Below are 12,681 nucleotides of genomic sequence, written 5' to 3'. Positions count from 1 at the left end.
TGCTACCCTTTTTTCATTGAACCTATGGTTGCCAGTGCTTTATCTTCAATAGGAAGCCGCCAGTGAATCAATAAAAAGATGTGCAAAAATGGGAAAATTACTGCTGTTAATGGCGCGCCAACAAGTAAGGGAATCACAAACAATTCAATTCCAACAATAATATAATTCGGATGTTTAACATAATTATACGGACCAGAAGTTCGTAGTTTTGCACCTGGCAAAATGATTACCTTTGTATTCCAAAATCGCCCCAGGCTTGTAATACACCAAATTCTTGCTAGCTGGGTAAGAATAAAAATAGCAAACAAAAAATAGTTGATTGATTCAACCGGGTTATTTCTAACAAGGCACTCTGCAATCATACTTATAAAAAAAGAGGCATGAACCAACACAAACCATTTATGGTGTTCAGCACCTCTTTCTTCCGCCCCATGGCGGAGCATCCATGATTCATTCCTTCGTGCAATAATCAATTCAATTAAGCGTTGGCAGATTACAGCCCCGATGAAAACCCATATCCATGTTGTCATTTTCCCCACTCCAATAATAATAGTTCCGAACTGAATCCAGGACCCAGTGCTGATAATATACTTAATTCCTGAACTGGAACGGTTTCTTTCATCCATTCATGGAGAACATATAGAACTGTGGCAGAAGACACATTTCCATGGTCTTTTAATACCTGGTAGGAGTAGCGGAATTTATCATCAGTTAATTGCAAAACATTTTCCATTGCCTCCAGCACCTTCTTTCCACCGGGATGAGCGATATATGAATGGATGGAATCTTTGACAATCTGATTATCGGATAAAAATTGCGTAAGGTGATCCTTCCATAGCGTATTTACCAGACTTGGTATACTTTTGGAAAATATGACCCCGAGTCCATCGTTAGTCACATCCCATCCCATGACCGATAACGTATCTTTTTCAATATGCGAACTGGTTTTCACTATTTTAGGCATCGTTTTCTTTTGATAACGTCGGTACGGTGAATCCTCACCAATAATTAATGCAGCACTGGCGCCATCCCCAAATAATGCCGTACCAACAATATTACTTTTAGAAGAATCTTCTCGCTGAAACGTTAAGCTGCATAGTTCACAACATACTAAAAGCGCTGTTTTGGTTGGATGGGCAGTAATCCAGTCAAAAACACGGGATAATCCACTGGCACCACCCGCACAGCCTAAGCCCCATAATGGCATGCGGGAAACATCATTACGAAAAGGACGCTCATTAATAAGGTGTGCATCAAGTGAAGGAGTGGCAATACCTGTGCTGGATACAAAGGCGATCGTATCAATCGCTTCATACGGGATAGAATCAGATAGGTTTGTTTGATTAGACAAACAGCGATCCATTGCCTCAAGCGAATAATCAATTGCATACTTTTGATATAAATCATTTTTCTCCTTAAACGTATGTGACTCCTTGAACCAACTTGCTTCCACTACCAACTGGCGTTTTTCAATCAACGCATTGTCATAAACGGGCATTAAACGCGCTAGCTGTTTTTCATTATAGGGAAATATATTTGTAATCAATTGTTTTACTTCGTCTTGATATAACTCATGTTTTGGAATTCCAAGTCCAACAGAACCAACAAAAGCCATTCTATCACCTCATTATCTATTACATAGGATGCACATATTATTGAAAAATATGATTAAAAAAACAGGATCCATCAAGGATCCCGTACGATTTATAGTTCATATATACGCGTATATTTTTCAGTTAAATAGTTCACCAAATATTGAGGGTTTAGATCTTCATTAGTTACATCCTTTACTATCTCCAGCGGCTTTTTCATTTTACCGTACTGATGAATATTTTTACTGAGCCATTCTCTGATTGGCGCAAAATCACCTGAAGCGATTTGTTGATCAACATTTATTTCTTTTTTAAGCGTATGATTAAATTGGGCAGCATACATATAACCTAATGCATAGGACGGAAAATAGCCAAAATCGCCACCCGCCCAATGAATATCCTGAAGAACACCTTCAGAGTTTGTTGGTGGTGTAATCCCCAGATATTCCTGCATTTTTTCGTTCCAAAGCCCAGGTAGATCACCGACCTTAATGTCTCCACTAATCAACCCTTTTTCTAACTCATAACGAATCATGATGTGAAGCGGATAGGTCAATTCATCTGCCTCAATTCGGATAAATGATGGTTTTACTTCATTCACGGCCCGATAAAACCTTTCCAGTGGTACCTTTGCAAAGCCTTTTGGCGCATATGACTTGAATAAGTCATAATGGGAGTTCCAGAATGATTCTGTTCGCCCGACAAAATTTTCCCAGAATAATGATTGTGACTCATGTATACCCATCGACGTACCATCTGAGAGTGGTGTATTAGCTAATTTTTCACTAATATTTTGTTCATATAATGCATGACCGCCTTCATGAATGGTGCCAAATACCGCTGAACGAAAATCACTTTCATCATAACGTGTTGTAACACGTACATCGTTTTGATTTAGAGCGATAGCAAATGGATGCACGGTTTCATCCAGGCGTCCTGAAGCAAAGTCGTATCCCATTTTTTTCAGTATGGCCAGACTGAAAGCTTCCTGATCCTGTTTTGGAAAATGCCCTTCTAAAACGGAGGGATCCGGTTTAACAGCGCTTAACGATATTCTGTCTAACAATTCTGTTAGGGATTTTCTAAGATCGGGAAAAACTTGATCAAGTTTATTAACAGTAATCCCAGGTTCAAAATTATCAAGTAATGCATCATAAATATGATCATCGTATCCCCAGTAATTTGCAAACTTTTGATTAAAGTCAACAAGTTTTTCTAAATATGGCTGAAACATGGAAAAATCATTTTTTTCTCTTGCCTCTTGCCAGATTGATTCCGATTTTGATTGGAGCATGACATATTCCTTGTATTCATCTGCCGGTATTTTACGGTTTCGCTCATATTTTTCCTTGCATTCCTCAACTGTTTTTCTAATAGTTTCATCTGTTGAATGTTCTTTTAATACGTCAATAAAATACCTCATTTTCTCGGAAGTTTCCAGCTGATGCAATTTTTCCGACAGAAATCCAACAACCTCAGATCTTTGCTCGACAGATTTTCTAGGGATTTTTGTTCGCATATCCCACGCCGTCAGCATAATTGATTCTTTATACGCATTTTGCTCTTTTAAAAGGTCGCGAAAGTTCTTCTCCGCTTCAACAATACTATTCAATATTATTTCCCCCCGGTTTTCTTCCCAAAGTACTGGTAATAGTCCGTTCTTATGAACCCATTAAATAGTTTTCTTTTTTTGGTTGCTTTTTGCCCATACTGTTTCTCAAATTCCTTGTAGGCTGTGATTATATAGACGCTCCAGCTCGGATGATTTTTCATAATGGAACCCAGATCCTTATGCATTTTTGCAATTTCCTTTTGATCGCCAATACGTTCACCATATGGGGGATTACTGATGATATACCCATTCTCTTTTCTTAGAAACAAATCTCTCACTTGCATCTGTTTCCAATCAATTAAATCACCTAAACCTGCTTCTCGAGCGTTTTCTTTTGAGACTTTGATCATGTTATGGTCGATATCAGACCCGGTAATTTGCAGCTTTTGATCGTAATTTGCTTTGTCCTCAACTTCTACAAATGCGTCATCCCAAAACTTAGCTCTCACTAATTCCCAGTCCTGTGATGCGAATTCCCGGTTAAATCCAGGTGCTATATTCTGGCCAATTAAAGCAGCTTCTATAGCAATCGTACCGGATCCGCAAAATGGGTCAATCAAAGGAAAATCCGGTTTCCAGTTAGTTAATTTCAGTAAGGCTGCTGCCATCGTTTCCTTTAAAGGTGCTTCTCCTTGCCCAACACGATAGCCGCGTTTATGTAGTCCGCTTCCTGAGGTATCCAAGGTCAAGGAAACCTTGTCCTTAAGAATTGCTACTTCAATACGATAAAAAGCCCCGTTTTCTGGCATTTTCGTTGCTAAACCATATTTCAATTTAAGGCGCTCTGCAACCGCTTTCTTAACAATCGCCTGACAATCCGGAACACTGAACAATTTCGATTTAACCGATTTACCAATAACCGGAAATTGCCCATCTTCCGTAATAAATGACTCCCACGGCAATGCCTTAGCTCCTTCAAAAAGTTCATCAAATGATGTCGCTTCAAACTCACCAACAAGTAATTTAATTCGGTCACCTGTTCTAATCCAAAGGTTGCATCTAGGTATTGCTGAGATTGGTGCGTCAAAGATTACCTTTCCATTCTCAACCTTTACCTCATAACCAAGTTCTTTGACTTCATTCGCTACAACGGACTCTAAACCCATAGCCGCTGTTGCAATAAGTGTTACATTTTGCGCCATTTCTTCGTTCCTTTCTACTATCCTTAAATTAGGTATAGTCTACCATATAAGGTGTACCTATTTGAAACAGAAAGCTGTTACCTTATAAAAACCCCCTTTTAAAAGCTCTAGAAACTTTTAAAAGGGGGATTATGTAGACCAGCAAATACTCGATAAGCCATGTTCTGTACCGTTGTACTCCAAGTGGTGGTCAGCCTTGTACTCGGGTTGTAATCATCTATCTACAAGTGATTGACTTGTCCTTTTTTCAGTTCGTTTACCTAATCAAAGATGCCCCTACCATTATTTGGGTTGCTCACTCGTGGGGTTTACCTCGTTCCACTTAGATTGTTTCCAATCTAACTCCGTCACTGTGGCACTTTCAAGGTTCGCATCCCATATCTAAAATGACTTAGAGACTTCCCCTGCCGTTAACCAAAGGTTACCTTGACTTATGATTTCGTCAAGCACGAACACTACAAACGTCACAGTTTGTGCGAGCATGGACTTTCCTCTGCATATTCTAAAGATATGCAGCGATTACATGAGTATTTAACTATTAAGCAAAATTAATTATAACATAATTAAACATAATTCGTAATACCCGGACTTTATTCTGTTTCGGCAAACTTTTTGCCGAAGACAGCCTTTTCCAGGTTTGATAAACGTTTCAATACATCATAATTCACCTGGTGGTTAGGTGTTGTGGAGCGTGTTCTTGTTTGATCCGATTGTGTCTTCAGTCTTTCATTTTCCTGTTTTAATCGATCGATTTCCTGTTGAAAAGTATCGTAATCTTGTATAACGGTATCTAAAAATTCATCTACTTCTTCCTGATTATATCCGCGCATTCCTGTTTTAAAATCTTTTTCAAGTATGTCTTTTCCAGTCAGTTTAATACTTTTTAAGCTCATTTTTACTTCACCTCATATCTCCTACAAAGTCTTTTTCATTTTTTCAAACAATTAGCGAAATGTCAATTTAAACTATATGATTCTATTCGTGAATTATGATATAAATAGTATACCATTAATAGTAGTTCTTGGCTTGTCACCAAGAACTACTGGCGACAAGCCTTAGATTTTTTAAAAAAGAAGCTGATTAATCGGCTTCTTTATGTCTTGGGCAAGTCATGCGGTTGAAATGAAAATGGCAGTAGTTCTTCCATTGTCACAGTTTTGACCTGGTTATGTAAATTTGTTAAATGAATGGTTGTTTCCGGCTTAAAGAATTCACTCATAACCTGTCTGCATGAACCACATGGTGGTACCGGACGTCCCGTATCTGCTGCAACAGCAAGCTCGACAAAGTCAGTTTCCCCTTCTGCTACCGCTTTAAAAATAGCAACCCGTTCCGCACATAAACTCACAGGAAATGCGGCATTCTCTATATTGCAACCAGTGTATACGTTACCGGATTTCGTGAGTAATGCAGCACCAACTGGGAATTTAGAGTATGGAACATAGGCATTATCTCTCATTTCGACGGCTTTCTCTAATAATTGTTCTTTATTCATCCGTGTTCTCCCCCTCATACAATGTGGAAAAATAGTATAAAAGATTAGCCATTAATTGTAAAGAAAGTTCTATCCTTCTCATAAATCACTTAGCAACTGATCAAAAATATAGAGGACAGAATGGTTTAGTTCCATATAACGTTTCCGTTTCACGTCAATATAGTAACTATGCATTAACAGTAATTCCATATTTTCTCTTGTAGAAGTGACCTGATGCGGATGAACATTCACCTTTCTCTGTTTTACAATGGCAAGCACATCTGATTCCCACGTCTCGAGCATGGCATATACAGGTTCTGTCTTTCTTTTTACGTCCATAAAAAACTGTTTATCTTTTTTATTTTCTGGTGGATTATTCTTTTCATAATTTTCCTTTAGTACCTGCAGCTGTTTTTTTAATTCGATTGTTTGTTCCTTGATATCCATTCTTGTAAACGCACCTTTCTGCATCTATCACCTCCCACTTTACCACTTCTCTAACAGGTTTTCTACAAAACAATCCGATTAGCGCATGTATGTCCCAAGTAATCGGCTTTTATCCTTCATTACAAGGTTTACTTGCTGATTATGGTGATGAAAAGCATCAAGGATAGCATGATCAACCTGTAAATCAAGTACATGATCGATCATCTGTATTTGGTCATAAACATGCTGAAGTGAATCAACTGCCCCATTACGTTCAAGCCCTGCACCATCAAAGTCTATTTCCTTACGTGCTATACTCAATTAGCGTTACCCTCCCTTTTCCGCTCCGTTTTTAATTAGTATTCGCCATTAAATAAGAATCACCTTTACGTTCGACAAAACTAGTGTGAAACAATTGTTTAAACAAGTAATTAGACAATCTTTTCAAGCCAACGATGCATAAACAAACAGAAGCGTTCTTTTTCGGTAGAACGACTCTCCGATATTAGTTTTTAAGCTGGAATTTGGCCGATGAAGCCAATTTTTATTAACACCCCTCCATTTATACCAGTCATTTCGAATATTATCTTGATGTGTGATAGGTGGATAGGCTTTATGTATTGAAGGGCTTTTTGGAAAGGGCAGATTCAAATATTTTTCATAGTCCCATCTAGACCCTGTATGCCTTTCATTTATAGTAAAGTCAATTAACTTAGAATAATGATTTGGACTAAATATAACGGATGCTAAATGTTTTCCCAATGCAATCCGATTAGAAAGCTTTGTAAAATCATGGACAAAAGCACCTGCCAAAGGAAATGTTGTTGACGGTAATATAACCGCATTTATATATAACAGGTTTTGCATGCGAAATGGTAATGCATGAAATACATGAACCCGGAAAAAAGGTTGTTTTAAGACTGGCTCATGAATATTATTTTGTTCATTAATGATTAAAGCAGTCATTAAACGATCTCTATCACGATATTTCCAGAAATGTTTCCATTCTTTTTCCATATAAGCAGAAACCTGTAAATCTGACAATAAATGAAACATCGGTTTGTTTAGTTTACATGACAGTTTATACGTTAATAATTGAGGATACGCATCGGAAAAAATGAGCCAGTTTGCGCGTTCATATGTCATGAATAATCGATTGCGCTCTTTTTTCCCAAGCAGTTTTTTAAATTGTGGAAAGGTAAGGTCTGTCATGTTCCATCCAGCATTCCTCGATACTAGGCTTGCAACAAGTGTCCATTTGATTTCCGGAAAGCAAAAGTAAAAGTTTTGATAGGCATGTGTACGGGTAATATTATCGATATTATGTGTTTTTGTCTGCTTTATTATATAATGTAGATAGTCTTGGTCTTCATATGTAATATTCATATATACACCTACTCTCATAATCATTTTTCTGTTATGCTATTTAAATATGTTAGGGGGGGAAAGCAATGAATTACCCCAATGGGAAAAAGCAAGCAAATTCACAGACAAATGCATGGTCAAATACAGGAAAGGCTTACGGTAATCGAGGGATGACTTTGGAGGAAGATATAAATGCAACAAACTCCTTTTATTTAGACTCAGAAATTGCTGTAATTCATAAAAAGCCGACACCAGTACAAATTGTAAAAGTGAATTATCCTAAGAGAAGTGCTGCAGTAATAACGGAAGGATATTTTAAACAGGCATCCACAACCGATTATAATGGAATTTACCGTGGTAAGCATATCGATTTTGAGGCGAAGGAAACAAAAAATAAAACACGCTTTCCATTAGCAAATATACATGAACACCAGCTCAATCATATGCGGGCTGTGCAGAAACATGGCGGAATTTCATTTTTACTTATTCGTTTCGCCCAATTGGATGAAACCTATTTCTTCCCAGCGGAGAATCTCTTCCAGTATTGGGATGATAAATTAAAAGGCGAAAGAAAATCGTTGCCCTATCAGGTTATTAAAAACAGTGGTTATTTAATCCCATTTCAATTTCAAAAAAGGATTGACTATTTGGCAGTAATTGATAAGCTTTATTTTTAGAACGGAGGCAGATGTGAATGGCACAGGATAGCCAATCTCGAACAGCAAGACGCAAACAAAAAAAGGGTCAAAAAAAGCCAATATGGAAACGTATTGTATTAATAGCGAGTATACTAATTCTAGCAATGATAATCGGTGTCGGTGCACTATTTACTTATTATATTGCCACTGCACCTGAAATTGATGCAGAGAAACTTTCTGCCCCCTTCTCATCAAAAATTTATGATAAAAACGGGGAATTATTTGCGGACTTAGGCTCAACGCAACGAACGAAAATAAGCTATAGTGATCTACCGCCTGTGTTAAAAGACGCGGTAATTGCAACAGAAGATTCTCGGTTCTTTGAACATCCCGGAATCGATATTTGGCGGATTGGCGGTGCAATTGTCGCAAACCTTACGAATGGGTTTGGTTCTGAAGGCGCAAGTACCATAACGCAGCAGGTAGTGGAAAAAGCCTTCCTGTCACCTGAGAAGAAGCTCAGCCTTAAGGTACAAGAACAATGGTTAGCATTGAAATTGGAACAAAAGTATTCTAAGAAAGAAATCTTAGAATTTTACCTGAATAAAATATATTATGGAAATGGCGCTTACGGTGTCGCAAAAGCGGCGGAGGTCTATTTTGGCGTGACGGATCTAAGCGAGCTTACCCTGCCCCAAGCAGCAATTCTGGCTGGGTTGCCACAGCGTCCATCAGCATATAATCCGTTTAAAAACCCAGAATTAACCAAACACAGAATGAACACCGTATTGAACCTTATGGTGATGCATGACAAGATTAGCAAAGAAGAAGCGGACAAGGCACGAGAAGTTGATATACCTTCTTTATTAGAAGAATCAGAACCAAATGAATCTTCTTATGATGCTTTCCTTGAAAAAGTTAGAAAAGAGGTTGCAGAAAAAGTTGACGGTGCGGACATCTATACCGACGGCCTGAAGATTTATACAACACTAGATACCAAAGCACAGGAGTATGTAGAATATCTAATGTCCGATGCTGAAGATAATCCTATTCCCTATTATGATGACGAAATGCAGGCCGGCATGGTGGTTCTCGATACCCAAAATGGTGCGATCCGAGCAATCGGCGGCGGCCGGAATCGGGAAAAAGGTGATTATAACTATGCCCTGGACATCAAACGTCAACCTGGTTCCAATGTAAAACCGATTACGGTATATGGTCCAGCAATCGAGTATTTGAAATGGTCAACTTATCATCAGATAAATGATGATAAACCATACGAAATTGAAGGTTCCTCACCGATACGTGACTACTTAAGAACGTATCCTGGCTGGGTTTCCATAAGAACAGCACTTGCTGATTCATTAAATGTTCCAGCAGTAAAAACGTTAAAAGAAGTAGGTATTGACAAAGCGAAACCATTTGCTGAGAGCATAGGTTATGAATTTGCCAATGACAACATGAATATTCGTGACGCAATTGGTGGTACCCAAACAGTTACGAATCCGCTAGAAATGGCTGGTGCCTACCGGGCATTTGCTAATGAGGGAATTTATAACGAGCCATATGCTGTAACAAAAGTGGTCTTCCCTGGTGGTAAAGAAGTTGACACGAAACCAGAACCAGAGGCAGTAATGTCGGATTATACAGCATACATGATATCAGATATGTTAAAAACCGCTATAACAGAGGGAACAGGAACAAATGCAAACATTCCTGGACTGCCTGTCGCAGGGAAAACTGGTACAACGAACCGTGAAGGTCTGGATGGTGCAAATGACTCCTGGTTTACCGGATATACAACAAATTACACCATTTCCGTTTGGACTGGTTATGATAAAACAAGGGCTCTGGAAAATACGCAAATACCACATGCATTGTTTAAATACACGATGATGAAATTATCCGAAGGCAAGGAAACAGCGGACTTTGAAAAGCCTGACTCTGTAGTCGAAACTGCTGTAGAAGAAGGATCCAGACCGGCTAAATTACCAAGTGACTATACGCCTGATTCTCAAATAGTCACGGAGCTTTTCGTCAAAGGCAACACACCAAGCAAAACATCGGAAAGATATGATGTACTAGATCCGGTCAGTGGTTTAAAGGCAGAATACGATAAAGATAGTTCAAGTATTCAGGTTGAATGGGACCACGACTCGAACGATGTGGAATTCCAGGTAAGTGCGAGTATTGATGGCGGTTCAATGCAGAAGTTGTCCTCAACTGATGAGAAATCACTTGAAATCTCAAATGTTGAACCTGGTTCCGACTATGAAATTCAGGTTGTTGCTGTAAGCAAAGACGATTCTTCTGATACCAGTGAGGCTAAAACAACAAGTGTTAAAGTCCCTGGGGATGAGGAAGACGAGGATGATAAAGAGGATAAAAAAGATGACAAAGAATCAGTTGGACCAGTAAGTGGCTTGAGTGCAACCTATAATCAGGAAGAGAAATTCTTAGACGTATCCTGGCAGTATGATGGTCCTGCAGCTAGCTTTAATGTTAAAGTGACACCTGGTGGCGGCAATCAAAATGTTCAATCACAAGGAATTGAAATCAGTAATGTACAGGAAGGAAAAACGTATACCATTACGGTTACTGCGATGGGTGAAGATGGTTCGAAAAGTGACCCAGTAACCATCCAATCCCAAATTCCAGCAAGTGAGGAAGCGCCGCCTGGTCCACCAGATGAACCAGGGCCGCCTGATGAACCTGGACAGACAGATGAAGGAGATACTGGCAGTGAGGATGATGGTTCCAGCGGAGCCAAGACAGATACCGAAAAATCGGATCAGCCTACAGAGGGTAACGGAAATGAGAATAATAAAGAAAATCCACAGGAATAATACAGAAAAGACCACTCAGGTGAGTGGTCTTTTCTGTATTATTATAGCCTTTTCCGCATTCGCTTCTGTCCCTCTCTGCATATATCTAATAATGGGCAATCCGGACAATTAGGATTTCTAGCCCTGCAGTGATACCTTCCAAAGAAAATCAAGCGGTGATGTGTTGCTGTCCATTCTTCTCTTGGGACCTTTTTCATTAACGTTTCTTCTACTTGTGTCACTGAATCCTTCCAGCGGCAGATTCCTAATCGCTTGGAGACCCGTTCTACATGTGTATCAACAGCAATAGCTGGTTCTCCAAATGCGACGGAAGCAACAACGTTTGCAGTCTTTTGCCCGACCCCGGCCAGCTTCACCATTTCGGATTTAGTGTTTGGCACCTCGCCACCATATTCATCAATTAATGATTGGCAAAGCTTTTGAATGTTTTTTGCTTTGTTTCGGTACAGGCCAATTGATCGAATGTCTTCCTGCAATTCTTCTAAGGAAACAGCTAAATAATCCTCAGGCTTTTTATATTTTTTAAATAAATTTTTGGTAACTTTATTTACAAGAACATCTGTACATTGAGCCGATAATAATACTGCAATAACTAATTCAAAGGGATTTCGATGTGTCAATTCACATTGAGCATCCGGAAACATCTTAGTAATTTCATCTAAGCAATGCCTTACTTGTGCTTTTGTTAACAAGTGTTAGTCCTCCCCCTCAAGCCAGTTATAATAAAATGACGTATCGCGCTTTTCGGTATCCTTATTACTTGGTGTTGTTTGTTTCTTATGAAAGTTTTTACTTGATTCCCTGGCCTGTTCAACAGTTAAAATACCTTTCTTTTTCCACTCCCGTAAAATTCTGTCTATATATTTAAAATTTAATTTCCCCATTAAAACAGACTCGCGTAATGCTGCTTTTATTAATGATGGCTCTAAATCATCCTCATCTAACCACACATTTATTGTTTCAATTTCAAACGGAGATATTGGACGTCCGAATTCTTGCTCAAATAAAATAAATAGAGTACCATCCTCGTATTCTGTTTCAGTTTTTGGCTTACTTTCGGTAAAAAGGATATTCCAAAGTGGATCTAATGAATAAACCTCTGATACACGGTTTTCTTTGTTTTGTTTTTGCTGAATGGATAAATAATTCTTTTGAATAAGCTTCCGCAGGGTCTTTGCGCATTCTTGCTCATTCAACGTTGAAGTCTGGGCCAATTCTCCGGGAGTCGGGAATTCATTTTTCTCGGAAAGGAACCGATGCAATTGCAAAACAAGCATCGTTTCCGTTTCATTCAGCCCCAGCGATTTATACGAAGTAAGCAACTTTGTTGGTATTGGCAATTGTTCAATTAATAAATTTTGATAGTGAATCGATCTAGTCATTATTTATAACACCTCATTGCTAGTATAGCACGAAAATACATTATCCTGAGAGAAAGCGATACTTTATCATTTTAAGAAAAAGTATAAAAAGAGGCTGGGACATAACTAAAATATTTGAGTCAAAAACGAACAATCACAGGGTAGCCAGTTTAAAACGTTAATTTTTAAATAGTCGGATCTAATTCGCAGTTGATATAAATAGCG

Annotated in this window: 13 protein-coding genes and 1 other RNA gene; 2 read left to right on the top strand and 12 right to left on the bottom strand. The window is 38.6% G+C overall.

The window, feature by feature from the left end:
* Nucleotides 1-2: 2 nt before the first annotated feature.
* The 10 genes from CFK37_RS15030 to CFK37_RS14985 form a co-directional block, all read right to left on the bottom strand.
* Complete coding sequence (locus CFK37_RS15030) at nt 3-530, bottom strand: isoprenylcysteine carboxyl methyltransferase family protein (protein ID WP_089062635.1); 528 nt, start codon at nt 528-530, stop codon at nt 3-5.
* Entirely contained in the window at nt 527-1,615 is a 1,089-nt protein-coding gene (locus CFK37_RS15025; protein ID WP_089062634.1) for a type III polyketide synthase, read from the bottom strand. The genes CFK37_RS15030 and CFK37_RS15025 overlap by 4 nt, the downstream gene beginning before the upstream one ends.
* 89 nt (nt 1,616-1,704) lie before the next feature.
* A complete protein-coding gene (locus tag CFK37_RS15020; RefSeq protein WP_089062633.1) occupies nt 1,705-3,207 on the bottom strand; it encodes a carboxypeptidase M32 in 1,503 nt (500 codons plus the stop codon).
* Nucleotides 3,207-4,346 (bottom strand): THUMP domain-containing class I SAM-dependent RNA methyltransferase, encoded by a 1,140-nt coding sequence (locus tag CFK37_RS15015; RefSeq protein ID WP_089062632.1) that lies wholly within the window; start codon nt 4,344-4,346, stop codon nt 3,207-3,209. Before CFK37_RS15015 ends, CFK37_RS15020 begins: the two co-directional genes overlap by 1 nt.
* 148 nt (nt 4,347-4,494) lie before the next feature.
* An RNA gene (gene rnpB, locus CFK37_RS15010) (RNase P RNA component class B) lies at nt 4,495-4,877 on the bottom strand.
* Nucleotides 4,878-4,936: 59 nt separating this feature from the next.
* Nucleotides 4,937-5,239, bottom strand: a complete 303-nt coding sequence (gene gpsB / locus CFK37_RS15005; RefSeq protein ID WP_089062631.1) for a cell division regulator GpsB — start codon at nt 5,237-5,239, stop codon at nt 4,937-4,939.
* A 200-nt stretch (nt 5,240-5,439) separates the two neighbouring features.
* Complete coding sequence (locus CFK37_RS15000) at nt 5,440-5,841, bottom strand: cytidine deaminase (protein ID WP_089062630.1); 402 nt, start codon at nt 5,839-5,841, stop codon at nt 5,440-5,442.
* A gap of 78 nt (nt 5,842-5,919) precedes the next feature.
* Nucleotides 5,920-6,291, bottom strand: a complete 372-nt coding sequence (locus CFK37_RS14995) for a DUF1798 family protein (protein WP_245837227.1) — start codon at nt 6,289-6,291, stop codon at nt 5,920-5,922.
* 54 nt (nt 6,292-6,345) lie between these two features.
* Entirely contained in the window at nt 6,346-6,567 is a 222-nt protein-coding gene (locus CFK37_RS14990) for a hypothetical protein (RefSeq protein ID WP_089062629.1), read from the bottom strand.
* Between the two features lie 123 nt (nt 6,568-6,690).
* Complete coding sequence (locus tag CFK37_RS14985; RefSeq protein ID WP_089062628.1) at nt 6,691-7,632, bottom strand: DUF2515 family protein; 942 nt, start codon at nt 7,630-7,632, stop codon at nt 6,691-6,693.
* A 65-nt stretch (nt 7,633-7,697) separates the two neighbouring features.
* Between CFK37_RS14985 and recU the strand changes: the two genes are divergently transcribed.
* Both recU and CFK37_RS14975 read left to right on the top strand, forming a co-directional pair.
* Nucleotides 7,698-8,288: a Holliday junction resolvase RecU gene (gene recU / locus CFK37_RS14980; RefSeq protein WP_089062627.1), complete on the top strand. Its 591-nt coding sequence runs from the start codon at nt 7,698-7,700 to the stop codon at nt 8,286-8,288.
* A gap of 17 nt (nt 8,289-8,305) precedes the next feature.
* The gene (locus CFK37_RS14975) at nt 8,306-11,095 is read left to right on the top strand and encodes a PBP1A family penicillin-binding protein (protein ID WP_089062626.1); all 2,790 of its coding nucleotides are present in this window, start codon (nt 8,306-8,308) and stop codon (nt 11,093-11,095) included.
* A gap of 41 nt (nt 11,096-11,136) precedes the next feature.
* Here CFK37_RS14975 and nth read toward each other — a convergent pair whose 3' ends face one another.
* Nucleotides 11,137-11,787 carry an endonuclease III gene (gene nth, locus CFK37_RS14970; RefSeq protein WP_089062625.1) on the bottom strand — a complete coding sequence of 217 codons (651 nt, stop codon included), beginning with the start codon at nt 11,785-11,787 and terminating at the stop codon, nt 11,137-11,139.
* Between the two features lie 3 nt (nt 11,788-11,790).
* Nucleotides 11,791-12,477 carry a DnaD domain-containing protein gene (locus CFK37_RS14965; protein ID WP_089062624.1) on the bottom strand — a complete coding sequence of 229 codons (687 nt, stop codon included), beginning with the start codon at nt 12,475-12,477 and terminating at the stop codon, nt 11,791-11,793.
* Nucleotides 12,478-12,681: the final 204 nt, after the last annotated feature.

Origin of the sequence: Virgibacillus phasianinus (genome assembly GCF_002216775.1) — a bacterium.
Classification (GTDB): Bacteria; Bacillota; Bacilli; order Bacillales; family Amphibacillaceae; genus Virgibacillus_F; species Virgibacillus_F phasianinus.
Note: the sequence above shows the minus strand (reverse complement) of the source record. Positions and strands in the feature narration are given on the sequence as shown.

Excerpts from the sequence above, each read along its gene's own strand:
- CFK37_RS15015 (WP_089062632.1), bottom strand. The coding sequence starts at position 4,346 with ATGGCGCAAAATGTAACACTTATTGCAACAGCGGCTATGGGTTTAGAG.
- CFK37_RS14995 (WP_245837227.1), bottom strand. The coding sequence starts at position 6,291 with ATGCAGAAAGGTGCGTTTACAAGAATGGATATCAAGGAACAAACAATC.
- CFK37_RS14965 (WP_089062624.1), bottom strand. The coding sequence starts at position 12,477 with ATGACTAGATCGATTCACTATCAAAATTTATTAATTGAACAATTGCCA.
- recU (WP_089062627.1), top strand. The coding sequence starts at position 7,698 with ATGAATTACCCCAATGGGAAAAAGCAAGCAAATTCACAGACAAATGCA.
- CFK37_RS14985 (WP_089062628.1), bottom strand. The coding sequence starts at position 7,632 with ATGAATATTACATATGAAGACCAAGACTATCTACATTATATAATAAAG.
- CFK37_RS15030 (WP_089062635.1), bottom strand. The coding sequence starts at position 530 with ATGACAACATGGATATGGGTTTTCATCGGGGCTGTAATCTGCCAACGC.
- CFK37_RS15025 (WP_089062634.1), bottom strand. The coding sequence starts at position 1,615 with ATGGCTTTTGTTGGTTCTGTTGGACTTGGAATTCCAAAACATGAGTTA.
- CFK37_RS15000 (WP_089062630.1), bottom strand. The coding sequence starts at position 5,841 with ATGAATAAAGAACAATTATTAGAGAAAGCCGTCGAAATGAGAGATAAT.
- gpsB (WP_089062631.1), bottom strand. The coding sequence starts at position 5,239 with ATGAGCTTAAAAAGTATTAAACTGACTGGAAAAGACATACTTGAAAAA.
- CFK37_RS14975 (WP_089062626.1), top strand. The coding sequence starts at position 8,306 with ATGGCACAGGATAGCCAATCTCGAACAGCAAGACGCAAACAAAAAAAG.